The organism is Thermobaculum sp. T2p (genome assembly GCF_059335935.1).
In genome coordinates this window covers 1-24,330 of the sequence record NZ_JANZYQ010000015.1, presented here as the reverse complement: position 1 = coordinate 24,330, position 24,330 = coordinate 1, and the positions used below count along the sequence as shown (strand labels likewise).

Here is a 24,330-nt window from a genome sequence, read left to right as displayed (position 1 = left end):
TTCTATCCCACCTTCTCAGCGATCATGGCCGCCACTTCCTCGAGAAACCTGCGGTCCTCATCGGTGAAAGCTGCCAGCTCATCGGAGTCTATGTCGATCTCCCCTAATACCTGAAGCCCTTTCTTGATGGGCACTACGATCTCTGATCTGGTGCCGGGAAAGCACATCAGGTAGCGTGGGTCTTGGCTCACGTCGTCCACGACCTCTGTCTGACCGCTGGCTGCGGCTGCGCCGCAGACGCCCTGCCCGATGGGGATGACGACGTGCTCCGTGGCCTGAGGTCCCTTCCATGCCTCCAGCACGAGGTGGTCCCCCCGCACCATGTATATGCCCGTCCAGCTGTAGTGGGGGAAGCTGTCCTGGATGACCTCCACGACCCGCTGTAGGAGCTCCCGCCCCTCCAGCGTCTCTACCGCTCTGGCTATCTTCGCCTTGGCGTCGCCGTAGCTTAACATGCTTCTATCCTCTCGCTCTCACTTTGACCAGGTAACTCGAAGATCCGCGGACGGTCTCGCCCGCGATCCTCAGCGCAGACTTGATCTGCATCTGTACCATTTTACCTTGCGCTGGGTCAAACAGCAGGGTGGTATAGGCCCTTCCTCGAGCTTTTCCCCCGAAGATCTCCGCGGTGACCGGAGAGCTGGCAGTGATCACTGCCAGCCGCCTGCCCTGGATGTCTCGTGTGCCCTCGAAGGTGTACTCAGAGGTTCCCTCTGGGGATGTCGACTGCCAGCTGTCACCAGGCTGTGGAGCGCGCTCCGGCAGCTCCACACCGAAAAGGGTACCTCTCTGCAACGTTGAGGCCAACGGCGACATGGCCTCTGAGCTGGCCTCCAGTCTCAGGATACGGCCTTGTGAGTTGACCTGCACCCTCATGCCCAGCGCCCTCAACTCCTCCTGGGTGGCAGCCTGCCGCCTCCGCTCTCCGCGCCGCCCTCCGTTGGACGTCAAGAGACCGTCGTAGCGTAGGGATAGGGTGGCCGTACCACCTTCGATGCGCTCGACCGTGAGGGTGTAGGTGTACTCCGCCTCGGTGCGCAGGGGGGAGCTGTCACCAGCGGGCTCAAACTCGAAGACGGTGCTCCCAATATAGTTATAGCTCTCTCCTGGCTTGAAGCTGTACCGCAGGGTCAGCCCCGCGGGCGTCGGGGTAGCTTGCGGGGTGGGGGTGGGCGGGAGCGTCGGAGTCGATGGCAGGGGCGGCGTGGGCATGGAGGGGAGCATGGCCGTGGGACTTGCAGCCGCCACGGCGGTGGGGCTACCGCTAGGCTGGGTGGGCTGGGGTCTCATAGCCTTACCTCCGAATAGGGAGCAGCCGGCGACGGCCAGCGCGCACGCCAGCAGCATACCCAACGCCACTCGACTCCTAGCGCCTACGAGCATCTCTGATACCTCTCCCGTACGAGGTTTGACGAAACAGTTGGAAGATTTTAACATACTGAGGGATAAGGGCCCTAACCTGGCCCATAGCTGCCCCTTTGGCGGTATATTTTAATGAGAATTTGGCTGTGTTCTGGAGGTGATGGGATGCCCGATAGGAAGTACGACCTGGTAGTGATAGGTGCTGGCATCGTGGGCTTGGCCTCGGCGATGGAGATCCTCAAGAGGCATCCAACGCTACGGCTAGCCGTGCTCGACAAGGAGGAGCAGATAGCTCAGCATCAGACCGGGCACAACAGCGGAGTCATCCACTCGGGCATCTACTACGCTCCAGGCTCCCTCAAGGCCAAACTGTGCGTCTCGGGCAAGCAGAAGCTCATACAGTTCTGCCAGGAGCATGACATACCCTACGAGCTCTGCGGCAAGATCATAGTGGCCACCACGGAGGAGGAGCTGCCACGGCTTCAGAACATCTACGAGAGGGGCATAGCCAACGGCGTGCCGGGGGTGGAGATCATCGGTCCGGAACGCATCAAGGAGATCGAGCCTGAGTGCGAGGGCATCCGGGCCATATGGTCCCCCACCACCGGCATAGTGGACTTTGGGCGCGTCGCCCAGGCCTACGCCGACGAGGTACAGGCCCGTGGTGGCGAGATCCTTACCGGGCACGAGGTGTTTGACATAAAACAGAAAGGTGGGCTCTACAGCTTAGAGACGAGCCGAGGGTCGGTGGAATCGAAGTACATAGTGAGCTGCGCGGGGCTGTACGCCGATCGCATCGCGGAGATGACCGGCGCTCCCAAGTACCCGAAGATCGTGCCCTTCAGGGGCGACTACTACGTCCTGCGTCCTGAGAAGAGGCGCTTGGTGCGGGGGTTGATCTACCCCGTGCCGGATCCGCGCTTCCCGTTCCTGGGGGTGCACTTCACGCGGAGGATGGACGGGGAGGTGTGGCTGGGGCCCAACGCCGTGTTGGCGTTCGCCCGCGAGGGCTACAAGCGCACGGACTTCAACGCTCGCGACCTACTGGAGGCCTTGACTTACCGGGGCTTTGGATTGTTGGCTTGGCGGTACTGGCGCATGGGGTTGGAGGAGATGTATCGCGACTTCAGCAAGGTGGCCTTCTTGGCCGCGCTCAAGCGTTACGTCCCCTCGATCAAGGAGGAAGACATGCTGCCCGGGCCGGCAGGTGTGCGAGCCCAGGCGCTGGCTCCCGATGGCAGCCTTGTGGACGATTTCGTGTTCAATAGATCGGGCAACGCCCTTCACGTGCGCAACGCGCCATCCCCGGCAGCGACCTCGTCCATCGCGATAGGCGAAGTGATAGCCTCTACGGCCGCCAAGGCTTTCGACCTTCCAACGCCGGTAGCACACTAGCCCTCCACGCCCCCGTGGCGACAGCCGTAGGTCGTCAAGGGGAATCTAGGGTCCCTTCGCGCCGGTTCCGTCCTGCTGAGGCTTGATCGCCTGTGCCTCTACTGAACTTGTGACGCGCTCGCGTAGCCCAGGCACTCTCTCCATCAGCTCGGCGATCTTCATTCCCGTGAGGCTCTCCACCAGCGTGGGCGCGATCGCGACCATCCTCGCCAGGTCGTTCATCACCTGGTTGACGCCCGAGCCGTTGGCACCGTCACCAGTGGAGATGACGGTGATGCGGTCCACCTGCGACAGCGGCTGCGACATCTTGGCGAGCATCTCTGGCAGGTTTGTGATGATCTTATCCAATATGGCGGCCTCGTTGTAGCCCTGGAAAGCCTCCGCCTTCAGGCGCATAGCCTCCGCCTCGGCGGTCCCCTTGGCCTTGATGATCTCTGCTTCGGCCTCTCCGGTAGCGCGTATCACGTCTGCTTGCGCTTGGCCCTGATTGCGGGTAGCCTCGGCACGCCCCATGGCCTCCAGGATCTGTCTCTGTTTCTCTGCCTCTGCTAGCAACTGGATGCGCTGTCTCTCGGCCTCCGCGGCCTTGAGGACGGTGGCCTGCAGCTCGCGCTCCCTGCGGGCGATCTCGGCTTCTTGCACCTTAATCTGTTCCTCGCGCTCGATCCGCTGCACGCGCACCTGCTCGGCAACCACTTGCTGCTGCATCACATTGGCCTGGATGTCGTAGGCCTTGTCCGCTATGGCCTGCTGCTTCTTGACGGCCGCAAGGTACTCGGCCTTCTTGAGCTCCAGGTCCCGTCTAGCCTCGGCCTGACGTGCCTCCGAGGCAGTCTGGGCTATCACCGTCTCCTGCTGGGCGAGTGCCTGTGCGACAGCCGCTTCGCGCGCTGTCTCGGCCTGGCGGATGGCTGTGTCCCTTGCTGCCTCAGCGGCGGCTATGTTGGCTTCCTTTTGGATCCGAGCGATGTCGGGCTTGCCCATGTTGGCGATGTACTCGTTCTCGTCGCGCACCTCTTTGATGGTAAAGCTCACGATCTCCAAGCCCATCTTGGAGAGGTCCTCAGCTACGTTGGCCCTCACCCGATCCGAAACCATCTCTGGCTCCTTGACTATCTGCTCGACCGTCAGCTGCCCGATGATGCCCCTCAAATGTCCCTCCATCACCAGGCGGATCAGGCTCTCGCGCTCCTGGGGAGGCTTGGTGAGGAACTGCTCCGCAGCCGTCTTGATGCTGGTGGGGTCGTTCTTGACCTTGATCTGGGCCACGGCCTCCACATTGACCGCGACGCCCTGAGTGGTGTACAGGTCGCGCTCAGGGGAGACGTCGAAGCTCATCAGCTCGAGCGATAGCTCCTTAGCCGACTGGAGCATCGGGATCACTAGCCTGCCCCCACCAGTGACGATATGAGTGCCTCCTAGGCCATAGATGATCAATGCCTGGTTGGGGCCAACTTTGCGGAACATTCTAGAGATCAGTGCCAAGATCAACACCAATATGAGCGCCAGGATGATCGCTATAGTTATGACTATGGTAGTCATGGCTTATCCTTCCCCTCCGATTGACTTTGTAGGCCGCCTGCGCCGATCCCCTTCAGGTCTTGAACACCTAGATCGTGCTCCTCCAGCAACTTTGCCAATGGGCGGACGTAGGCTATCCCCCGCTCGTACCTAAGGATCACCACCTGCTCCCCGCGGGGAATCGGCGAACCATCTTCGCTGCGAGCGCCCTCGCTGCGCGTCGTGCCGTGCTGTGTGAAGATGATCTCTCCAATGCGGCTGCCGGACATCGGGATACTCACTCTTGCCAGCATCCCCTCCAGCCTGTAGTCTCCAGCCCTGAGCACGGGTGTCTGCCCTGGGAGTATCACCCTGTCCAGCAGGAGGAATACGGAGGAAGCCCCCACCATACCACCCAGTATCGCGATCGTGAGCACTGCTAGGCTGCTTAGTTCGCCCCATCTAGTGAGTATGTAACCTATACCACCAAACCATGTTATAAACGCCATGAGTGTGGATACGTTGAGAGGCGATGTCTCATGTGGTGAGCTAGAATCGACATGTGTCAGATTGTGTCCATCTGGTGGGAGATGCGCCTCATGCCCTAGCCCCGGCAGGTGCAGCTCAGCAGCAGCAAACCCCAGCAGGAAGCTGAGGATCACGAACGCGAGCCCAAATACAAAGAGCCCCAAGAACACATATGACATTTTTCTCCAGCCTACTAGCTATTTCTATCACAACTAGCTAGGCTTTGCAACGTTGGTCATATTTTGACATATATTTCTTGCTTGAATTCGGGGAATCGGTATTGACACTATTAGCACATCTATCTATTATCTGTACCAACCAAAAACCGATTTATGGGAGGTGGTATTTACTGGTTATTGTATGGATTTATCCTTAATCTAGTCCAAGCACTAATGGTAGGAGGAGTAGTTTACCATGAGCTGGGAGACAGACAAACAGAACGAGATCTATGATCTAGTGATAGAGATGCGTAAGCGAGGTTGTCGTATGACGCGCAGGGACATCTTGCGCCTTGGGGCGTTCGCGGGACTTAGCGTCACCGGTATATTACCTTTGCTGACGGCTTGTGGTCCCTCCACCTCAGGTACTCCTGCGGCCGGTGGACCATCTAGTAGGACTCCAGAGCCCACTCCTGTCAGGGTGGCTGGAGAGGAAAACGCTGAGCTTACTTACTGGGGCGCCTGGGGAGGCACCGCTCTCAACGCCGAGAAGCTCTCCGTAGACAAGTGGAACAGACTTCATCCCGATATGAAGGTCAAGGCGCTCTCAGTAAACGACATTGATCAGAAGTTCCTTGTCGCTGTAGCTGGTAGGAGGCCTCCCGATATCATCAAACTCGATAGGTTTATGCTACCAGGCTACGCCCTTAGCGGTGCCATTCAAGACCTTACCGATCGTATCAACTCCGACAACATCGATGTGAACCAATGGTTCAAGGCTTGTATGGATGAGACTAAGCTTAACGGCAAGTACTACGGCCTGCCTTGGAATACGGATGATCGTGGCTTGTGGTACAACAAGGAAATCCTTGATAAGGAAGGTATCAAGGCGCCTCCCAAGGACACAGATGAGTTACTGCTGATGGGCAGGGAGCTCACGCAGAAGCAAGGCAATAGGCTCAAAAGGATAGGTTTTGATGGCTACGGAGGTAACTGGCACATAGGTTGGCATTGGGCCTGGGGTGGTGAATGGCTGAAAGATAACAACCGCAGGGCTAACTGGAACAACGAGATTGGCGAGGCTTGGCTCAGCTGGCTGGCCCAGAACAAGAAGGACTTGGGAGGGCCCCAAGCCGTAGACGTGTTAAGTAGGTCCTTCCAGGGGGAAGCTCAGGGACCGTACTGGCGTGGGCAAATAGTCATGGTATGCGATGGTAACTGGGTTGCTGGAGACTGGAAGAAGTATGCCCCTAATGTAGATATGGGGGTAGTACCGGTGCCTAGACCCAAGGAAATGCAGGATAAGGGTCCAATCACGTGGTCAGGAGGATTCGCTTTCTGCCTTCCAGAGGGTGTGTCCGATGAGAAGGCAGATGCGGCTTGGGAGTTCATCAAGTTCAAGTGTACAGATGAGGAGGTGGTGCTAGCACTAGCCAAGGATACTGGCCAGATGCCTGCGATCGAGAGTTTGGCTAGAGACGAGCGCTACCTGTCGGCCAACAAGTTTAACAAGACCTTTGTCGACTTGATGCCTTACTCGCGCTTCCGCGATCTAACACCAGTTGGTCAAGAGCTGTGGTTCGACATAATATGGCCGATGCCTAATGACGTGTTCTATGGCAGGAAGACCGTCAAGCAGGCCCTGGCTGAATCCGAGGAGAAGGCCAATAAGGTACTCGACAGAGGCTGGAAAGAGGTGGAGAGGGGATAGATCGACCCCTCTCCATATGTTGATTTGCATATTCAGAGGGTAAACATATGGCTACAGTAGCTGCTCGTAGTACAGTGGCTCGCCCGCGCAGGATCACACGTCGCAAGATTATGGATAACCTGGTAGGCTATCTTTTTATATCCCCGTGGATCATAGGCTTTTTCGGACTTACTGCCTATCCAATGCTCATGTCGCTCTACTACAGTTTCACAGACTACAACGTCTTGCGTCCCCCTGTATGGATTGGGCTTGAGAACTACCGTGAGCTATTCTTCGAGGATGAGCGCTTCTTGGTGACTCTATTCAACACTGCCTACTACGTGGCTTTCTCTGTCCCAATAGGATTAGTACTAGGGTTCTTGCTGGCGCTACTCCTTAACCAGAAGGTGCCTGGAATGACGATCTTTCGCACGCTGTACTATCTGCCTGTAGTCACGCCTGCCGTGGCCACTGCAGTGCTATGGCTGTGGGTGCTTGAACCTAATTTTGGGTTGCTCAACAGGGCACTGGGGTTAGTGGGTATTCCTGGCCCTCCCTGGTTAGCTAGTCCTTCCTGGTCTAAGCCTGCCCTGATCTTGGTGAGCTTGTGGGGAGTTGGAGGATCAATGGTGATCTACCTAGCAGGTTTGCAGGGTATACCACAGCACCTATATGAAGCTGCGGCGATCGATGGGGCAGGTGCCTTGGCGAAGTTCTGGCACGTAACAGTGCCGATGATGAGCCCGGTGTTGTTCTTCAACCTCATAATAGGCCTTATTGGCGCCTTCCAAGAGTTCGTCTTACCTTACGTGATGACACGTGGGGGACCGGTGGACTCGACGATGTTCTATGTGCTGTATCTGTGGCTGAACGCTTTTGACTACTTCCGTATGGGGTATGCTTCGGCCATGGCCTGGACACTATTCGTAATAATCCTATGCGTCACCCTGCTCACCTTCAAGGTGGTTGCTAGATATGTGTACTACGAGCATATGTAATTGGAGGGCAGAGCTATGAGTGGAGTGTTGGTACGTCGGCGGGTTGGCAGCACGGAGTCTAAAGCTGTGGAGGAGAGGGGTGTCATGAGCTACGTGTCCCTCATACTGCTGGTGGTGGGTGCAGTAGTTGTCACCGCGCCCTTTGCATGGTTAGTGCTGACCTCCCTCAAACCTAATCAGGAGTTGTTCAGCCAGAACCCTATACCCCAACATCCAACCCTCGACAACTATTACAACGTCTTCCGGCTCGTACCGTTCTTGACATATGCACGCAACTCATTCTTCGTTGCCACACTCTCGACGATCGGTACGGTGATCACCTCCTCGCTATGTGGTTATGGGTTTGCCCGCCTACGTTTTTGGGGTAGAGAGCCACTCTTCATCTTTGTACTTTCCACCCTGATGCTGCCTGGTGCGGTCACCCTCGTGCCGGTGTTCATTATATGGCGAAATCTGAACCTGATAAATACCTACTACCCGCTTATAGTGCCTGCTTGGTTGGGGGGAGGAGCTTTCAACATCTTCCTGATGCGACAGTTCCTGCGTACGATCCCGGCTGAGCTGGAGGAAGCGGCGCGTATCGATGGAGCCTCCAGTTTGCATATCTGGTGGAAGATCATGCTGCCGCTGGCGAAGCCCGCGGTGACGACCGTCGCTATATTCAGCTTCATGGCCAGCTGGAACGACTTCACTGGGCCGCTGATCTACCTGAACGATGAGTCTCTCTTCACCCTGCCTCTGGGGCTGAACAAGTTCGTTAGTCAGCACGGCACCGAGTGGGGAGCCCTGATGGCTGCCTCTACCATGGTCGCTGCCCCCATGATCGTGCTATTCCTCGTGGCTCAGAGGTACTTCGTCCAGGGGATAGTGCTGACCGGACTGAAGGGTTAGAGGCTGGAGCACTGTACCTCTAGAAGGCATATAATGCTGTGGGAGGTGTGCGTGTCGGAGCGACCCATACTGTATAGCCACGAGCGTTGAAGCCCCTGCAGGGCGGTCAAGGAGTTCCTTGGCCAGCTGGGCGTAACGTACGAGTTACGGGACGTCACTAGGGACCCTAGTGCTTTGGAGGAGTTCCTAAGGCTTGGCGCCCCCCTACCTCCGGTCGTGCTCTACAGGGGTAAGTGGGTTGCTGGCTATAAACCCGAGGAGATCGAGGAGCTTTTATTTGAGCTCTTGGACTAGGCCGCTTCAAGAGGCTGGGCGCGGACTTTGTCCGCGCCCAGCTGGGAGGGCAGATCAGTTCGCCTCTGGAGGAGGTAGGACCCCATCGCCTGGGGTGGAGGGGAAGGCGATGGGGCCACAAGGAGGAGGATGCACATGGGGGTGGTGCCCGTTGCTAGTTTAACATATAATGAGGCACTTGCGCTAGTACCTGCCATAGGAATATTATGTATGCGTCGAATGATGTGATGTGGGGTTGAGATGTCAGATAGCCTATCGGACCCTGCTAGGCTTGCGGCTATACGTAGGATAAGGGATAGCAACTTATGGCCCAGAGAGTCCCTAGACAGGCTCTCGAGAATCGCCGCCAAGCTCCTGCACGTGCCAGTTGCTCTGGTGTCCCTGGTGGGTGATCGAGAGCAGTTCTTCGCAGGTCAGGTGGGCCTGCAGGATCCAGTGGCCTCGGAGAGGACCACGCCTCTTTCCCATTCGTTCTGCAAGCATGTGGTCATCACCGATGCACCACTTGTAGTGGAGGATGCTAGACAGCATCCCTTGGTGATGCACAACCCTGCTATACAAGACCTGCAGGTGGTTGCTTACTGCGGTGTGCCGCTCCGGACCGAGGGGGGAGAGGTCTTGGGATCGCTGTGTGCTATCGACCATGTCCCCCGTAGGTGGTCGCAGGAGGATGTGGAAACGCTCAAGGATCTGGCAGAGGCCGTGATGGCCGAGCTGCGCCTGCAGGAGCTGCTGCTGGCCACCGAGCAGGAGCGTAGCGAGAAGGAGGCGCTCCTGCAGGCGGTGAGCGATGGCATATATGTCATAGATCCCGACGGGCGTTGCACTTTCATCAACGAGGCGGCCGCAAGAATGCTGGGTTACGACTCCGAGGAGCTCATAGGCCAGCACATGCACCGCAAGGTGCACCATCACAGGCCCGATGGCTCCGATTATCCCGAGCAAGAGTGCCCAGTGCACCGCACGCTGCTCACTGGTCAACCTTTCCATAGCCTGGAGGAGTTCATGTGGCGCAAGGACGGCACGGGCTTTCCCGCCGAATACTCCTCCAATCCGATTGTGATAGGCGGCAAGGTGGTGGAGGCAGTCGTTACCTTCCGGGACATAACGCAGCGCTACATGGTCGATCAGGTCCGCAGGGAGTTTCTCCAGGAGATAGACGAGGAACGTCGCCGCCTGGAGGCGATCCTAGAGAGCTTACCGGTGGGCGTATTGATCGCCGAGGCTCCCTCTGGGCGGATAGTGCAAGGCAATGGCCAGGTGGAGGCCATACTTGGTCATCCACCGCTGCGTTCCAACTCCATCGAGGAGTACTCGGAGTGGCATGGATTTCACGAGGACGGTACGCCCCTGCGGCCGCAGGAGTGGCCGCTGGCGCGTGCTGTCCTGCGGGGCGAGACGGTGTCCGGTGAGGAGGTCCAGTACCGTAGGCCGGACGGCAGCATCATCTGGCTCACCGTGAGCGCTGCCCCCATCCATAACAGCCGGGGTGATGTGGTGGGCGGCGTAGCAACTTTCCAAGACGTCACGGCCCGGCGACGGTCCGATGAGGAGCGCGAGCAGCTGCTCCAAAGGGAGCAAGCCGCCCGTGCCGAGGCGGAGCGCATAGCCCAGGCCCTATGGCGCAGCGAGGAACGTCTGCGCTTGGCCCTGGAAGCTGGGCGGATGGGCACTTGGGACTACGAACCTGGAATAGATCGTATGTCGCTCTCCTCCACTATGGAGGAGATGCACGGCTTGCCGGTGGGTGGCTTCCACGGAGGATTTGAGGACTTCCTTCTCCTGGTGTATCCGGCCGACAGGCTCAGGCTGCGTGACGCGCTGGATGCTGCGGCCCGCCACGGCGGTAGCTTCCACTCTGAGTACCGTTTGGCGTCGGCCGATGATGGCTTTAGATGGATCGAGATCCGCGGCAGGGTGTTCTACGACCCCTCAGGTAACCCAGTGCGCCTCAGCGGCGTGTCGGTGGACGTCACTGACCGGAAGCGTGCGGAGGACTCCCTGCGGTTTCTAGCTGAGGCTGAACGAGTACTTGGCAGCTCGCTGGATTATGACTCCACGCTGCAGAGCATTGCCCAGCTGCCGGTACCCTTCCTGGCTGACTGGTGTGCCCTGGACCTGCAGGACGCAGACTCGCACTCTCGAAGGGTGGTGAGCGCCCGCTGGGACCAGGCCTCCTCCCAGGTAGTGGTGGAGGAGTGGGAGGGAGGCGAGAATCCTGTGTGGCAGACGGTGGTGGGTAAGAGCCAACCCCTGCTCCTGCCAGAGGTGACCCAGGAGCTGCTGGATCGCTATCTGCCGAACCCTGAGCAGCAGGAAATGGTCGCCTCCTTGGGGGCGCGCTCCGTGATGGGTGTGCCTCTCGCCACTCGAGGGCGGGTGAACGGCGTGCTGTGGTTCTTGGTCACCACGTCGGAGCGCATCTACACGGAGGACGACCTGTCGCTGGCCCTGGACCTGGCGCAGCGAGCGGCGCTGGCGGTCGAGAACGCGCGGCTGTACGATGACCTCCAGGAGCAGGCTGGGCAGCTACAGCAGCTGGCTGAGGCCGCGCTGGTGATCAACGCTGCTACCTCCCTGGACGCTATCCTGCGGGCTGTCAGCGAGACCGCGCGCAACATCATAGGCGCGCATCTGTGCCTAGCCTACCTGGCAGCCGACTGGGAGCTCGAGAAGGCGCTGGCCTCTTCCTCGTGCTCGGAGCGCTACTCACGGTGGTCGGGTTGGACTCCCTCCCCTGAGCTGCTGCGGTCCTTGGTCGATGTCCTGGGGGAGTCGCGCACCGCTCGGCTGACTCCCTCTGATATGCAGGCCGATGAGCGCTACTCGCAACTCCTCGAAGGTGAGCGCAGCGATCCTCCTCTCCGAGGACTCCTGCTGGCGGCCCTCACTGACAGAGAGGGCAACAGGATGGGCATGGTGGTGCTAGCGGACAAGCGACAGGGCGAGTTCACGCTACGCGACCAGGCCATGCTCCTCCAGATCGCCCAGCTGGCCTCAGTGGCCACGGACAACTTCCAACTCCTGCGACAGACACAGGAGGCGGTGCAGATGCGCTCGGAGTTCCTCGCGATGGTCTCCCACGACCTGAAGAACCCCCTGGTATCGGTCAAGGGTATGGCCCAGCTGCTCCGTCGCCAGCTCGAGAGGGGCGACTGTCTGGACGTCCCAAGGTTGATCGAGGGGCTCGACAAGATAGACTCCGTGGCGACGAGGATGAGCGCCCAGATCAACGAGCTGCTGGACACAGCCCGACTCCAGATGGGTGAGCCTCTGGAGCTCGATGTCCACCCATTTGACCTGGTATCTCTGGCCCGGCAGCTGGTGGAGCAGCACGCCCGCACGACCAGCAAGCACAACGTCGAGCTGAGGACCGAGCTCGAGCAACTGGTCGGGGAGTGGGATCAGCTGCGCATCGAACGGGTGCTATCCAATCTCCTATCCAACGCCATCAAGTACAGCCCCGAGGGTGGGGACGTGGTGGTGACCGTCCGCAAGGAGGAGGAAGAGGGGCACACCTGGGCGGTAGTTGACGTAACTGACCAGGGGCTAGGCATACCCAGCCGGGAGCTCCCCAGGATATTTGACCGGTTTTACCGAGCGAGCAACGTGGAGGGGAGGATAGGCGGTACTGGGGTGGGGCTGGCCAGCGTGCGCATGATCGTGGAGCAGCACGGTGGGCGCGTGTCCGTCACCTCGCAGGAGGGACAGGGCTCGACCTTTAGTGTGTGGCTTCCCCTGCCGGGCGCGGCCTGATCACGGCGCGGTCCGGCAACGTCTGTAGGCCTGCCTTGCGGCCCTGATGCCTTCCCGTAGAGAGGTGAGCAGCGCGGGGGGATAGGCCGGGATCGTACACGCGGCCATTTTTTCCACTACATCCGGCCTACCTACGAGTACCGGTCTGCACCATGACGCTAGGTCCTGATTGCGCCACACGATGAACTTCTCCATTGGTAACCACTTGCCCTGCTGTCGATCGTACCACAGCGCTCTTCTGCCTGCCTCGTGCAGGAGCACCACACCGCCAGCGATATCCCAGATTCTGGGAGTCCGTAGCAGGGCAAAATCCATCCACCCCTGCGCTATCGCCGCCAGGTCATAGGCTATAGAGCCTGTAGATCGAGTGTCCATGATGCGCAAGCCTGTGCGGGCCACATGGGGAGTGGTCTTGAAGCCGGGGTGCCTGACCCCGAGCAGGCCAGAGCCTGGCGCCTCCCGGGGCTGCAGGGGGTGGTCGTGCCTGAACGCGCCGCCTCCCCGCCTGGCATGGAGCACCTCCCCGGTACCAAGCCAGATGGCCCCGACCACGGGTACTCTTCGGTACAACACCCCCACGGATATCCCGTGCATGGGCAGCCCTTTGAGGTAGTTGATGGTGCCATCTATAGGATCTATCACCCACTGGTAGTCAGCGTCTTTCCCAAAGCTCTCTCCTTCCTCGCCCACCATGCCGTGGGACGGGAAGTGAGACCTGATGTGCTCGGCGAACAGCTGCTGGATTTCCCTATCTACCTGAGTAACGGGATTGGAGACGTTCTTGCCCTTGTACTCCACCACGAGCTCATCCCTACGGGCCACGGCTATCTCTGCTGCCCGAGACAGCATCTCAAGGGCCCCTCGTTCTATCCTCTCCAGCTCATCGGAGCTGCTCACCTCTTCACCCCTTGGCCGCGCCCTTCCGCCTGCGGAGGGCGTCCCTAAGCTCTCTGTAGCCTATCAGCCGCACGTCCTCGGATTCCACGAAGCTTGCCAGCTCGTCGCTCGTGAACGCCTCGTAGTCGGCTACTCTGGCTTGCCAATCTGGCGCGATCGTTTCCAGCTCCGGTGTCTCTATGGCTGGATGGATGATCATCAGGGACAGACCCTCCGGCAGATCGGCTATAGCCCGCTTGGCCTGCTCCACCCTGTCCTCTGAGTCGTCCAGCGGGAGCATCGTGAGGTTGTCAAACGGGATAACGCCGGCAGCTACAGCGTCCTCATACACCTTCAGCATGAGATCGACGTCGAACCCTGGGTTGCTTCGGATCCACTCAGGAGTCTGCGATGCTAGGAAGGGCGGTATCTCGTTGTCCAACGCTAGGTCGATGTAAGCCTGCGCGAAGCGAGGGTGGAACACCGTTCCCATGTGCGAGTCCAGGTGCGTTACATCTATGCCCGCGGCCATCGCTCTAGTTAGCTGGGCCGAGATCTCGTGCACCACTGCGTCGAGATGAGCATCCACTTGTACCCTGACAGGACTCTGGGGCATGTACCCCTCCTCATCTAGCAGGCCGCTGGCTGAGTCCGCTGTGGATACGGGCCTCCATCTGTAATTGGACCACTCACAGTTGAGGGTGAGGTGCACACCCATATCCGCCTCCGGGTGCTCCCTGCAGTACTGGGCGACCGCCGGAAACCATGGGCAGGGCACCATCGTTGCCGCACAGGTTACCAGCCCAATGCTGAACAGGTCTCGTATGGCTGGCAGGGTGGCGTGACACATGCCTATGTCGTCTGCGTGTATCACTAGTAGCCTCGTGCCTGATCCGTAGCCTAGTCTTTCCAGTGCTATGCTCAACTTCTTCTCCTCATGGCTGTTTAGTGTTGTAAGTGATTTTACATCTCCATGGGCAGGGATTCAGGGCCGCTTATCGGTAGCCTGAACCAGAATCTTGAGCCCTCCCCCTCGCGGGAGCTCATACCTATCTTGCCCCCGTGGCGCTCTACAATGTTGCGACAGATGTATAGCCCTAGCCCCAGGCCTGAGTAGTTGCGGTGTGGGACGTTTCTCCCTCGGAAGTACAGCCCGAACACCTCCGGCTGCTGGTCCTCGGGTATACCTATGCCGTAGTCAGTCACGCTGACCTCCACTTCGGAGCCGTCCCGCCTCACCTCCACGACCACCCGTCTGGAATCGCCTGAGTACTTGACGGCGTTGGAGATAAAGTTGGCTACTACCTGCTGAAGGCGGTTCCTATCGCCCAGCACCCAGACCGGTTCGGCTGCCAGGAGCTCGATCTCGAAGTCGCTGGCTGCCTCCCTCTGGTCCATGACCACCTCCTTAACCGCGTCGGTGAGCTCAATCTTCCTCAGGACGAGTTCGAGCTTGCCTGATTCTATCCTCGATACGTCTAGCAGGTCGTTGATCAGCTCAGACATCCTGTCTACCTGGCGGTTGATGATCTCCAGGGGACGCCGCAGCACCCCCTCGCGGGACCTGTCCATGAGCACCTGTGCATATCCCTTGAGGAGGGTTATGGGCGTCTTGAGCTCATGGGAAGCCGTAGCTATGAACTGGTTACGCAGCTCCAGCGCGCTCTCGATCTGCCGCAGCAGCTCCGACCGCTGCTGCTCCAGCTGACGCTGCTGGGTGATGTCGTCCACCAACGCCACGGCGGCTACCGTCTGACCTCGATGGTCGCGGATGGGTACGGAGCTCACCCGAAGGTGCCGCCTCTCGCCATCTGTCCTCTCGACTTCCAGCACCTCGTTGATGATCGCCTCGCCCGCCCGCAACGAGCGATGCACCGGCCACCGATCTATCGGGAGCTCTTGACCCCCTTCGCCCCTCAGCACGTACCCGGGCTCAGCTTCGTAGATGCTGCCACCCCTGCTCTGGGGGCCCAAGATCTCTATTGCTCGCTCGTTGGCCACCACCACATTGTCTGCTTGGGCATCTACTATCAGCACGCCGACTGGTAGGTGACGCAGCACAGTCTCCAATAGATCTCGCCGAGCTTCGGATTCCTCCAGTGCCCTACGCTCCCTCTCTGCGGAGCTGGCTAGCTCCTGCTCCACCCGGGCCCTCTCCTCGAGCTCCCTGCGCGCGGTGGTATACAGTTGGGCGTTGTCCAGGGCCATGGCTGCCATGTTGGCCAGCTGCTGAGCGAACTCGAGGTCCTCCTCGGTATACCTTCTGCCGGATTCCGAGCTAGCCAGCGTGATCACCCCTTGCGTGCTGCCCCTTGCCGTGAGCGGCAGCACCATGCAGGATATCAGCCCCAATCGCCGAATGAAGGCTACCTGTGACTCGTCGTCTAGCAGCTGCCTCAGCAGATCATCGTCGATCTCTCGCACCAGCAGCGGCTGGCCTGACAGCAATATCTGCCGCAATGCGGCGCTCATCTGCCCTCGGCGCTTGCTGCTCTCCCTGTGCTGTTCCACCATCTGTACCCTCTCGGCATCCAGATGGGCTATGGCCAACCGCTGGAGCTCGCCACCGTCGTCCAGCATGTCTATCGCGCACCAATCGGCGACGGCGGGTACCGAGAGTGTGGCTATCTGCTGCAGGGTGGACCGATAGTCTAAGGAAGACCCAAGCATCAAGCTGGCCTGCACCAGGAACTTACTGTTGACCTCGCGCCTGTGCTCCTCTGTGATGTCACGGAATATGTGTATCACCCTTTCCACGCTACCGGTATCTCCTCGTAGGGGTATGCACCTGAGCGTGGCCCATCGTTCCTCGTGTGTGGCTCTTGAGCGGTATCGTAACTTATAGCTGCAGGGCTCACCTGCTGTCAGCGCCTTGCGCCAAGGGCTCAATGTGGGGTCTATGGCCTTGCCCGTCTCGGCATCGAACACCTCGAACATCTTGTCTATATCGTCTGGACCTGTCGATGTAAGGTGGGTAGGAGAGGCGAAACCCAAGATCTGGGCTGCCCTATAGTTGGCATAAATTATCTCCCCGGTGCTCGCCTGCACGGTAACGCCGTCCTGAAGGTATTCGAGCACCTCTCTAGCGAAGTTCTCCTGCATGATCGATCATGACTCCCTGGTGGGCTCTCGAGGCTTACCAGCAGGATCTATACCTGCGCCTATAATACAGCAGTTATTCTAACCCAACTATAACCTTCTTTTGACCCTGGTCATGGTTACTGGGATAATCTATTGTGAGATTATTAGCTATCTGCTGGAAGGCTTGCAAGGAGGCTATGTGCGACCGAAAACAGGGATCCGAGAGGTGCATGTCCTACTGCTTATCATAGCGGCCTGGACTTTGGCGCTTATCCTGCTTAGGCCTTACGTCAGGGTCCAGCTCTTGGTGTGGTTGATCGGGCTTATACCTATATTAGTACTGCTCGTTCGGTACGGCATTAGGGAGAACTAGCTTTGCTCCTGATGTAGGCTAGGCATCGCTGGACGCATTCCTCGAGCGAAGCGTCCGTGTCCACTACCAGCTTGGGTTCTGTAATAGGGTCAAAAGACCTCTTTACTTTGAGATAGAGCTCGAAGTTTCTATTGCCCGCCGGATGTATGCCCTTCTCCTCGTCGGCCGACAGCCTTTTCTTGGCGGTCTCGTCGCTGCACGTGCACTCGATTATCGCTATCGGGACGCCAGCAGATTCCGCCCAGCGCCTAGCTTCCTCGAGCTGGTAGCGGTGAGCAAACGGCCTGCCGTCTATGATCACCACCAACCCCGGATGCTTGCGCAGGAGGTAATGGGAGGTCCTATAGATCACCTCCATGCAGAAGTCGTCCTGCTCCTGCGAGTACTCGATGTACCTTTGTGGAAACAGCGCAGCGCGTACCACATCCTTGTCCAGCACTACCGCTGCATCGAGATGTGCAGCGATCTCTCTAGCGAGCGTACTCTTGCCTGTGCCTGGTGGTCCGGCCATAATAACTATCAAATGTGCACCTCAATACTTGCAAAATATGCTACGGTTTGTACGTTGGCACATGCACTATTATGACTTACAGGAGCGTGACTATGAAGCTTAGGAGAGCTACTAGGGACAAGTGGATCCTCGGGGTGTGCGGAGGTATAGCACATACGTTCGATCTACCACCTATGGGGGTGCGACTGGCCACCGTCGTGCTCGCGATAATAATTCCTGGTCCTAGCTTGGTAGCGACCTTCGTGGCCTACTTAGTACTTGGCCTGTTGCTACCGCCCAGTGATGAGTTCTGATCTCGTTGTAGTCACGTAGGTCGTCTGGGTTTATACTTCAGGTATGAGTCCCACCGACCTACTGGATCGGCTTCTGCCCTACAGACCGAAGCTGTTGCTACCGATAGCCTTGATATCTCTGCCGTTTGGAGCTATAGGCTCCTTCCTACCGCTGTATGCTCACTCTCTTGGCGCCTCAGCTTTTGAGGTAGGCATAGTGTACAGCGCTTTCTCGCTCGCGGGTTTGATCTTTAGGCCGCTGGTAGGGTTGGGGGTTGACAGGGTAGGTAGAGAGCAGTTCGTGATCGTCGGGGCTCTGGCGTACACCCTCTCCTTCTTGATGTTCTCCTTCCTGGACGGCATCACGATGCTGGTGTTGGCGCGTGTAATGCAGGGGATAGCTAGTGCGTCCTTCTGGGTGGCGCTCTCTGTTCTCGCTGGTGACTGGTCCGAGAGCGGTATGCGTGGAGCACTCTTCGGGGCGATCAACCAGGCTCTTAACATCGGTATGGCCTTGGGCACGGTGCTTTCGTATGGTCTGATAGCCTATATGGGGATCCAAGCCGGTTGGCAGCTGGCGCTGATGGCTTACTCCTTGGTGTCTCTATGTGCTCTTCTGTTGCTCATCAGGTGGCTCCCAAGGGGTGTTGCTCCCTCCATGCGACCTGATGACGATGATGCTGCTGCCTCTACGCTCAGTAGACGGCCTCTTAGGATACTCTCCCAAGTCCTGTTGGTATCTCTGGTGTTGTCCACGTTCTACTCGATGATAGCGCCCCTGCTGCTGGTGTATCTAGAGGAACGGTTTGGCGTAGGGGAGTTTCTCATAGGTTTGGCCTATGCTCCTGCAGCTATTGTGTATGCTTTGGGGCCTGCCTATCTGGGAAGGTTGTCGGATCTTTGGGGCAGGCGACCCGTGATATGTCTAGGCTTGGCTAGCAGCGGGATAGTGGCCTTTTTCTTCCCCCTGGCACCCAGCCTGTGGGTGCTCAGCCTGGCATGGCTCCTAGAGGCGGTGTTCAGTGCTGCCGCGGTACCCGCACAGGATGCGCTCATCTCCGACCTCACTGGGGGTAATGTGCGTGGCAGGGCCTACGGGATGTATGCAGCTATTACAGGTCTGGGCGCGTCTATAGGTCCCCCGTTAGGTGGATGGCTTTACGATCACGTATCCATGTCCGCACCTTTCTGGGCCAACGCTGTGGTGTTATTGCTGGGGGCTATGGCGCTGTTCCTGATCCTGCGGCCATTGCCCAGGTCCTCAGGAAACCATGTGAGTGCGGTCGCCAGGGAAACTAAGCCCTGCTGATCATCAGGTTCCAAAGTATTAGAACGATTGCTGCTACGAGCAAGATGTGAATAGTAGCTCCCAGGAGCTTGAGTGCAAAACCTCCTATCCACAGCACCAGCAGAAGTACGACTATTCCCCATATCAAAGGTCGCATAGGACACCTCTTATAGTTTTTTCAATGTTACAGCCTGGTAGATGGTCCGCCACATTAGAGCAGCCTGCCCAGCAGCTCTCGTAGCCTATCGAATAGGCGCTGGCGGAGCTCATCCCAACTCAGGTAGAAGGGCCACTGCGTTAGGATTATCCACGCTTCGGCGGCAGATACCGCCTGCTCTAGTGCCCGCAGCGGGATGTCCCGAGCTTCGGCGTAGGTTTCTAATACGTCCTCTTCTGGCACCATTCCTCCCTCGGCCACCGCACGTCCTATGAGGAATCCCAGATCCCATGCAGGGGAATCCAGGTGAACCTCTTGCCAGTCGGCCAGCAGCAGGTTCCCCTCATGGTCGATGAGGAAGTTGCCGGTGTGGCAGTCCCCATGACATATCCCATGAGATAAAGAATCAACTAAAGACAGAAGATAAGATACAGACTGTACACCACGCAACACCACCGGATCATCCGGAACGACACGCAACCACACCAACGGATCCCCACGTGGGGCAGGTTTGCGCTCCAACCACGGAGGATACTCTTGGGAATGCAGTCTGGCCAGTATCTCAGCCGCCCAGACGTACATACCTGGTGGCCAGGCCGCAGCTGGGAGAGAGGGTGTATAAGCCTCCAGCAGCAGCGCATGTCCTTCATCCCCCTGCAGGTAACCACACAGCGTTGGGGTTGGCAGAGGCAAGAGAGGAGCAAGCTTACGGTAGAAAGCGATCTCCCTCCGAAACCTAGCCTTGATATCTGGGGTAGAGCTCGAATGAGCATACTTAAGAACGTACCTGCCAGATGCCGCGCTGACCAGCAAGGTGGTGGATCCTGACCCTCCACCCAAGGGGGATAGATCTGCATCTCGAGGATCCAATCCTAGCCGCCTCAGTATGCGGTCCAGAGCAAACTCGTCCATAGAGCGAGTATAGCACACGCCTCTTTGGTGATATACTCTGGGTTACGTATCTTGTTATCAGGAAGGGGATGGATATGTCCAGCAAGCTGATATCCAGACTGGACCACGTAGTTGTTGCCGTAAAAGAATTAGAGAAGGCTATGGACCGTTATAGGCAGATGGGCTTCGATGTTCGACCTGGCGGTAGGCACGAGGGCAGGGGCACCGAGAACGCCATAATACGCTTCGGGCTGGAATACATAGAGTTACTGTCGGTGTACGATCGCGAGGAAGCTGAGATGGCTGGTTTGGGTCGACGGACGCTCTTAGAGTATCTAGATCGCTGGGATGGAGGTCTGGTGGGATGGGCCATTGCGACCGAGGATATAGATGAAGTGGCAGAAAGGTTCCTACAGGAGAGAAGGGAGTTTGAAGGCCCATTTAGTATGAGCAGGCAGAGACCTGAGGGGAGGAGGCTCTCTTGGAGGTTGTTGATACCGGGAGGTACGCCATGGAGACGTCCTTGGCCCTTTGTTATCTCATGGGATATGTCGGATGAAGAGAGGCTAGCACTTGAGCCACCAAGCAATCATCCCAATGGCGCCAACAGGATCGCCTGCCTCAGCATCGTAGTTCGAGACCTAGAGGAAATCATGGAGATGTACCATAGATGCCTTGGCCTAGTTGAAAGTTCCGTATCGCACGTCCAGTACATGGGCGCGCGCAAGGCAGTGTACCTCATCGGCAACACTAGGGTGGAGCTGCTGTCGCCCACAAGGAAAGGGGTGATCGCCACTATGCTCGAGGAGCATGGAGAAGGACCCGTAGGGCTAACACTGGCCACGGCCAACAAGCTCTTCCAGCTAAGGGAGATGCCCATCAAAGCAGGCGATATCTAAGGTTTGCTGATAAACTGTGTATGTAATTTCTCCCCGAGGGTAGAGTGTTGTCCAAAGTGAGCAGATATCCACGATCTCCCCAGGTATGGATGCGCCTGTGCTATTGGTGGTGGTTTGCTGCAATCGGAGCCTTCACGCCGTTCGTATCACTCTATTACAGGGAAATGGGGCTAGAGGGCATACAGATAGGAATACTGACAGCAATGAGCTCCGTGGGCACCGCCTTCATGGCCCCGATCTGGGGAGCACTAGCTGATAAGTACGCCCTACACAAACAGTTACTGAGATGGCTCCTCATAGGAGGGGCTGTGGGAGCTCTACTACTGGCACACGCGGGCAACTTCCTGATGGCGCTGTTGTCGGTAGCATTGTTGGCTGCCTGCGTGTCCCCGGTGCCCTCGTTCCTAGACTCCTACGCTGTACAGATCAGCGAGAGGAGTGGAGTATCCTACGGAGCTATGCGGGTCTGGGGATCAATAGCTTACATCATCACCACCTGGAGCTTAGGTCATCTCATGGGAGTAGAGGTGTCACACCTCTTCATATACTGCTACACCAGCTTTCTGTTACTGACAATGGCCTCTACCTGGGGACTGCCTAGGCTACGGGAACACGCCGTGCACGCAATGTGGAGCAGCTTCAAGAGGATACTAAGCAAACGAGCCTTGGTAGTGTTCCTATTACTGACTTATGTGATAGCAACGGCTATGAGCACGATGTACTCCTTCTTTGGCATATACGTGAGGGAGATAGGAGGAACGACTGCTATGCTGGGCACGGCATCCTCGCTTTCGGCACTCAGTGAGCTCCCGATTATCGCCGGCAGCGGGTTGCTCCTGAGGGTGCTGGGGCCTCGCAAGCTACTGCTGATAGCCGTGGCCTCTTACACCATTCGCTTGGGAGTGTACGGATTCTTACCGGAGCCACATTGGGTACTGGGCATCCAGCTCATTCACGGATTGTGCTTCGGCGCCTACCTGGTATCCACCGTCACGCTGGCTCATCGCCTTGCTGGCAGGGAGCTAGCGGCTACCGCTCAGGCAATGCTCGCCTCTATATCCATGGGCTTCGGAAGCATCACGGGCTCAGTGGTGGGTGGTGCCCTGCTCGATGTACTAGGCACGGTGGGTATCTACAAGATAGCATCGGCAACGATGTTCGGGGCGCTGGTCGCGCTAGCACTCAGCATGCGTCTGCTCGAAGAGGGGGAGGAGATAAAGACCACGCCGACGGAGGCCAGCGAGGTCGCCGCTAGCTCTACGGGGCAAACATAGGCCAAATCTCCCGGTACGGGGCCCGGGAATTGCGAGGCATAGGGAGTCGAAGACGGTACAGTAGTCCAGATACGGTACAGGGCAGGTGGTGAATGGCATGCGCAGCCATAAGTCCATCCTCGCAGCATGACCCAAGTAAGATATAGCGTGGACCTTGCGACAAAGATGTAACTTGGGGGCAGTGATCGCACGACCAAGCCGCGACCTTGGTGTGCATAGTTGCCAGAGTGCCTTCTTTTTACCCAGCATCCGCAGTTTGTAAGTAGGATCCACACTGCCAGTGAACTCATCCAACGGGTAAGGCAGCCGATCGACCCTCATCAGCAGCGTCACGAACAGCCATCTATGCTCCCCAGCAGAGTCCCCTCCCATTCCCTGAAGTTCAACCTATCCTGTAGTCCTCCAGCCTATTGCTAGCCCTTAGTCCCCAAGCCGGGATATGCACTTGGTCAGGTCCCTACCGCGCAGTTGTGGGGAGAAGACATCTCCTGGATGGGGTACAATATCTGGAGCATGAGAGGCAACTCCAGTCGACCGCTTGCTGGCAGGACGTTGGTACTACAGTGGCAAGGCGGTCTTGCCAGCACCACGGGCCCACCAGGACGTTGAGCTTGTCCGGCACCAGTTGCACATCACCCCTTTGAGTACATTCTCCTTATTACCTAGACCAAGGGCTAACACCTACCGTGCAACTCGATCGTTCGATAACCTGGAAGTGCAATTGCTCCAATACACCAATGAGAGGCCTTTTTGAGTGCGACCTGACCAGCAGTTAGCAAACTCTAGGGCAGGCGATGGTCGATGATCCACTGGACCGGGAGGTAGACATGGTCATGAGATTCATATCGACTCTAAGGTACTAGATGATGCATACCTAACATAGGTGCTGAGGTGGATATCGAATGCACCCCACCTGTGTCTAGCATAGCCAGAGAAGCGCATACTGCCCCGAACCCTAATCGATGTTCCGACCACAGCCACAGGACTCCCTCAACATCAGCTGCGTAGGCAGTACAGCTCTACGAGGCTCCCCAGTATACTCCCCACTCAGCCTCTCCAGCAACATACGAGCCCCTAACCTGCCCATCTCCTCAGTGGGCTGCCGTACCATGGTGAGCGTAGGATGCAAGAGCTCAGCCAGCTCGAAGTCATCGAAGCCAACCAGGGCGACGTCTTCCGGTACCCTGAGACCGAGAGTTCGCAGCGTCTGCAGCGCCCCAAGTGTAGCTAAATTATTTACGCAGAACAGCACTGTAGGAGGTAACGGGAGATCGAGCAGCCTACGGGTGGCCGCCGCCGCCCTGGGCGCGTTCGGAGCATCCAGCTCCACCATGGGCTCCAGACCCGACTCCTGAAGGGCCTGCTCATATCCCGCAAGCCTCTCGCGCACAGTGTAGAGCTGACGCTCAGCTCCCACGAAGCCAATCCTCTTGTGGCCGTGTAGTATCAGGTGTCGCAGGGCAGCATACGTGCCACTGCGATTCTCCACCAGCACGGTGTCCACATCTAGCCCATCCACCGGTCGGTCGATCGCCACAACCGCCAGTCCAGCCTGGATCTCCCGACGAAGGTAGTCATGTCCGTTAGGTGCCGGCACAAGCAGCAGACCCTCGAGCCGGCGCCGGAACAGCATCTCGACGTACTCTCGCTCCCTGTCCACGTCCTCAGAGGAAGCACACAGCACCAGCGATTAGCCAGCTTGCCTTGACTCGTCCTCGACGGCCTTTGCGATGGAGGCGTAGAAGGGGTTAGAGATGTCGGCGATCAGCAGACCGAGCGTGCGCGAACCGCCACCCTTGAGACTGCGCGCTACCTCGTTGGGGCGGTAGCCCAACCTCCTCACCGACGCCAACACCCTCTCCCTCGTCCCTGGGCTGACGTGCTCCTCACCGTTAACGACACGCGACACTGTCTTCATAGATACGCCAGCGTCTCGGGCGACGTCGTGCAGGGTCACCTGTCTCTTCACATCCCACCTCCAGCAGCTCTATGGGAAATTCTAGCTCAAATCGCTAGTCCTGCACTATGGTGGAGCGTCTTATCTCCTGATCGGTGAAGATATCGGTCTCGTCCCTGCTGCGGGTGGAGAACTCCGAGACTATCGCCCCCTCGGGCCCTGCCTGGAACCAGTGCAGG

22 protein-coding genes and 2 pseudogenes are annotated in these 24,330 nt (G+C 58.1%); 11 read left to right on the top strand and 13 right to left on the bottom strand.

The genetic code is table 11. From position 1 onward, the window contains the following. Nucleotides 1-2: 2 nt before the first annotated feature. Complete coding sequence (locus N2245_RS07640) at nucleotides 3-455, bottom strand: GAF domain-containing protein (protein WP_494536140.1); 453 nt, start codon at nucleotides 453-455, stop codon at nucleotides 3-5. A 4-nt stretch (nucleotides 456-459) separates the two neighbouring features. Further along, a complete protein-coding gene (locus N2245_RS07635) occupies nucleotides 460-1,383 on the bottom strand; it encodes a hypothetical protein (protein WP_494536139.1) in 924 nt (307 codons plus the stop codon). Nucleotides 1,384-1,527: 144 nt separating this feature from the next. On the opposite strand from N2245_RS07635, the gene lhgO reads away from it, so the two are divergent. Beyond that, nucleotides 1,528-2,757, top strand: coding sequence for an L-2-hydroxyglutarate oxidase (gene lhgO, locus N2245_RS07630; RefSeq protein ID WP_494536138.1), 1,230 nt, complete (start codon nucleotides 1,528-1,530; stop codon nucleotides 2,755-2,757). 45 nt (nucleotides 2,758-2,802) lie between these two features. On the opposite strand, the gene N2245_RS07625 is transcribed toward lhgO, so the two are convergent. Continuing rightward, the gene (locus tag N2245_RS07625) at nucleotides 2,803-4,299 is read right to left on the bottom strand and encodes a flotillin family protein (RefSeq protein ID WP_494536137.1); all 1,497 of its coding nucleotides are present in this window, start codon (nucleotides 4,297-4,299) and stop codon (nucleotides 2,803-2,805) included. Further along, a complete protein-coding gene (locus tag N2245_RS07620; RefSeq protein WP_494536136.1) occupies nucleotides 4,296-4,964 on the bottom strand; it encodes an NfeD family membrane protein in 669 nt (222 codons plus the stop codon). Before N2245_RS07620 ends, N2245_RS07625 begins: the two co-directional genes overlap by 4 nt. Before the next feature lie 235 nt (nucleotides 4,965-5,199). Between N2245_RS07620 and N2245_RS07615 the strand changes: the two genes are divergently transcribed. The 5 genes and pseudogenes from N2245_RS07615 to N2245_RS07595 all read left to right on the top strand — a co-directional run bounded on the left by N2245_RS07615 (nucleotide 5,200) and on the right by N2245_RS07595 (nucleotide 12,572). After that, nucleotides 5,200-6,654: an ABC transporter substrate-binding protein gene (locus N2245_RS07615; protein WP_494536135.1), complete on the top strand. Its 1,455-nt coding sequence runs from the start codon at nucleotides 5,200-5,202 to the stop codon at nucleotides 6,652-6,654. Between the two features lie 47 nt (nucleotides 6,655-6,701). Further along, a complete protein-coding gene (locus N2245_RS07610; RefSeq protein WP_494536134.1) occupies nucleotides 6,702-7,631 on the top strand; it encodes a carbohydrate ABC transporter permease in 930 nt (309 codons plus the stop codon). Nucleotides 7,632-7,646: 15 nt separating this feature from the next. Next, entirely contained in the window at nucleotides 7,647-8,522 is an 876-nt protein-coding gene (locus N2245_RS07605) for a carbohydrate ABC transporter permease (protein WP_494536133.1), read from the top strand. A 108-nt stretch (nucleotides 8,523-8,630) separates the two neighbouring features. Then, nucleotides 8,631-8,816 (top strand): annotated as a pseudogene (locus N2245_RS07600) (glutaredoxin family protein); the annotation flags it as partial. Between the two features lie 240 nt (nucleotides 8,817-9,056). Then, nucleotides 9,057-12,572: a GAF domain-containing protein gene (locus N2245_RS07595; protein ID WP_494536132.1), complete on the top strand. Its 3,516-nt coding sequence runs from the start codon at nucleotides 9,057-9,059 to the stop codon at nucleotides 12,570-12,572. Here the strand turns inward: N2245_RS07595 and N2245_RS07590 are convergent, their stop codons facing one another. Genes N2245_RS07590 through N2245_RS07580 form a run of 3 tightly spaced genes read right to left on the bottom strand, consistent with a single transcriptional unit; the run spans nucleotide 12,573 to nucleotide 16,550 of the window. Beyond that, nucleotides 12,573-13,469 carry an inositol monophosphatase family protein gene (locus N2245_RS07590; RefSeq protein WP_494536131.1) on the bottom strand — a complete coding sequence of 299 codons (897 nt, stop codon included), beginning with the start codon at nucleotides 13,467-13,469 and terminating at the stop codon, nucleotides 12,573-12,575. Nucleotides 13,470-13,473: 4 nt separating this feature from the next. Further along, nucleotides 13,474-14,373 carry a polysaccharide deacetylase family protein gene (locus N2245_RS07585; protein WP_494536130.1) on the bottom strand — a complete coding sequence of 300 codons (900 nt, stop codon included), beginning with the start codon at nucleotides 14,371-14,373 and terminating at the stop codon, nucleotides 13,474-13,476. A gap of 38 nt (nucleotides 14,374-14,411) precedes the next feature. Then, nucleotides 14,412-16,550, bottom strand: a complete 2,139-nt coding sequence (locus N2245_RS07580) for an ATP-binding protein (RefSeq protein ID WP_494536129.1) — start codon at nucleotides 16,548-16,550, stop codon at nucleotides 14,412-14,414. 178 nt (nucleotides 16,551-16,728) lie between these two features. On the opposite strand from N2245_RS07580, the gene N2245_RS07575 reads away from it, so the two are divergent. Beyond that, entirely contained in the window at nucleotides 16,729-16,902 is a 174-nt protein-coding gene (locus N2245_RS07575; RefSeq protein WP_494536128.1) for a hypothetical protein, read from the top strand. On the opposite strand, the gene N2245_RS07570 is transcribed toward N2245_RS07575, so the two are convergent. Next, nucleotides 16,889-17,425, bottom strand: a complete 537-nt coding sequence (locus tag N2245_RS07570) for a P-loop nucleotide/nucleoside kinase family protein (protein WP_494536127.1) — start codon at nucleotides 17,423-17,425, stop codon at nucleotides 16,889-16,891. The two genes, N2245_RS07575 and N2245_RS07570, sit on opposite strands and share 14 nt — an antisense overlap. 80 nt (nucleotides 17,426-17,505) lie before the next feature. Here N2245_RS07570 and N2245_RS07565 point away from each other — a divergent pair, with 80 nt between their 5' ends. Both N2245_RS07565 and N2245_RS07560 read left to right on the top strand, forming a co-directional pair. Continuing rightward, the gene (locus N2245_RS07565) at nucleotides 17,506-17,706 is read left to right on the top strand and encodes a PspC domain-containing protein (protein ID WP_012876305.1); all 201 of its coding nucleotides are present in this window, start codon (nucleotides 17,506-17,508) and stop codon (nucleotides 17,704-17,706) included. Between the two features lie 43 nt (nucleotides 17,707-17,749). After that, nucleotides 17,750-18,994 (top strand): MFS transporter, encoded by a 1,245-nt coding sequence (locus tag N2245_RS07560; protein ID WP_494536126.1) that lies wholly within the window; start codon nucleotides 17,750-17,752, stop codon nucleotides 18,992-18,994. Here the strand turns inward: N2245_RS07560 and N2245_RS07555 are convergent. Then, a complete protein-coding gene (locus N2245_RS07555) occupies nucleotides 18,981-19,130 on the bottom strand; it encodes a lmo0937 family membrane protein (RefSeq protein ID WP_494536125.1) in 150 nt (49 codons plus the stop codon). The genes N2245_RS07560 and N2245_RS07555 overlap by 14 nt on opposite strands. A gap of 54 nt (nucleotides 19,131-19,184) precedes the next feature. Then, a complete protein-coding gene (locus N2245_RS07550; protein ID WP_494536124.1) occupies nucleotides 19,185-20,060 on the bottom strand; it encodes an aminoglycoside phosphotransferase family protein in 876 nt (291 codons plus the stop codon). A 56-nt stretch (nucleotides 20,061-20,116) separates the two neighbouring features. Between N2245_RS07550 and N2245_RS07545 the strand changes: the two genes are divergently transcribed. Together N2245_RS07545 and N2245_RS07540 are read left to right on the top strand one after the other, a co-directional pair. After that, the gene (locus tag N2245_RS07545; RefSeq protein WP_494536123.1) at nucleotides 20,117-20,920 is read left to right on the top strand and encodes a VOC family protein; all 804 of its coding nucleotides are present in this window, start codon (nucleotides 20,117-20,119) and stop codon (nucleotides 20,918-20,920) included. A 56-nt stretch (nucleotides 20,921-20,976) separates the two neighbouring features. Beyond that, entirely contained in the window at nucleotides 20,977-22,194 is a 1,218-nt protein-coding gene (locus N2245_RS07540; RefSeq protein ID WP_494536122.1) for an MFS transporter, read from the top strand. Nucleotides 22,195-23,149: 955 nt separating this feature from the next. Here N2245_RS07540 and N2245_RS07535 read toward each other — a convergent pair. From N2245_RS07535 to N2245_RS07525, 3 genes and pseudogenes are all read right to left on the bottom strand, one after another. Continuing rightward, complete coding sequence (locus N2245_RS07535; RefSeq protein WP_494536121.1) at nucleotides 23,150-23,878, bottom strand: substrate-binding domain-containing protein; 729 nt, start codon at nucleotides 23,876-23,878, stop codon at nucleotides 23,150-23,152. Nucleotides 23,879-23,884: 6 nt separating this feature from the next. Further along, complete coding sequence (locus N2245_RS07530) at nucleotides 23,885-24,163, bottom strand: LacI family DNA-binding transcriptional regulator (RefSeq protein ID WP_494536120.1); 279 nt, start codon at nucleotides 24,161-24,163, stop codon at nucleotides 23,885-23,887. A 43-nt stretch (nucleotides 24,164-24,206) separates the two neighbouring features. Continuing rightward, nucleotides 24,207-24,330, bottom strand: a pseudogene (locus tag N2245_RS07525) (D-lyxose/D-mannose family sugar isomerase); the annotation flags it as partial.

Coding starts and splice junctions, on each gene's coding strand:
- N2245_RS07620 (WP_494536136.1), bottom strand. CDS start 4,964: ATGTCATATGTGTTCTTGGGGCTCTTTGTATTTGGGCTCGCGTTCGTG.
- N2245_RS07565 (WP_012876305.1), top strand. CDS start 17,506: ATGAAGCTTAGGAGAGCTACTAGGGACAAGTGGATCCTCGGGGTGTGC.
- N2245_RS07555 (WP_494536125.1), bottom strand. CDS start 19,130: ATGCGACCTTTGATATGGGGAATAGTCGTACTTCTGCTGGTGCTGTGG.
- N2245_RS07610 (WP_494536134.1), top strand. CDS start 6,702: ATGGCTACAGTAGCTGCTCGTAGTACAGTGGCTCGCCCGCGCAGGATC.
- N2245_RS07545 (WP_494536123.1), top strand. CDS start 20,117: ATGTCCAGCAAGCTGATATCCAGACTGGACCACGTAGTTGTTGCCGTA.
- N2245_RS07605 (WP_494536133.1), top strand. CDS start 7,647: ATGAGTGGAGTGTTGGTACGTCGGCGGGTTGGCAGCACGGAGTCTAAA.
- N2245_RS07640 (WP_494536140.1), bottom strand. CDS start 455: ATGTTAAGCTACGGCGACGCCAAGGCGAAGATAGCCAGAGCGGTAGAG.
- N2245_RS07625 (WP_494536137.1), bottom strand. CDS start 4,299: ATGACTACCATAGTCATAACTATAGCGATCATCCTGGCGCTCATATTG.
- N2245_RS07560 (WP_494536126.1), top strand. CDS start 17,750: ATGAGTCCCACCGACCTACTGGATCGGCTTCTGCCCTACAGACCGAAG.
- lhgO (WP_494536138.1), top strand. CDS start 1,528: ATGCCCGATAGGAAGTACGACCTGGTAGTGATAGGTGCTGGCATCGTG.
- N2245_RS07595 (WP_494536132.1), top strand. CDS start 9,057: ATGTCAGATAGCCTATCGGACCCTGCTAGGCTTGCGGCTATACGTAGG.
- N2245_RS07615 (WP_494536135.1), top strand. CDS start 5,200: ATGAGCTGGGAGACAGACAAACAGAACGAGATCTATGATCTAGTGATA.
- N2245_RS07580 (WP_494536129.1), bottom strand. CDS start 16,550: ATGCAGGAGAACTTCGCTAGAGAGGTGCTCGAATACCTTCAGGACGGC.
- N2245_RS07635 (WP_494536139.1), bottom strand. CDS start 1,383: ATGCTCGTAGGCGCTAGGAGTCGAGTGGCGTTGGGTATGCTGCTGGCG.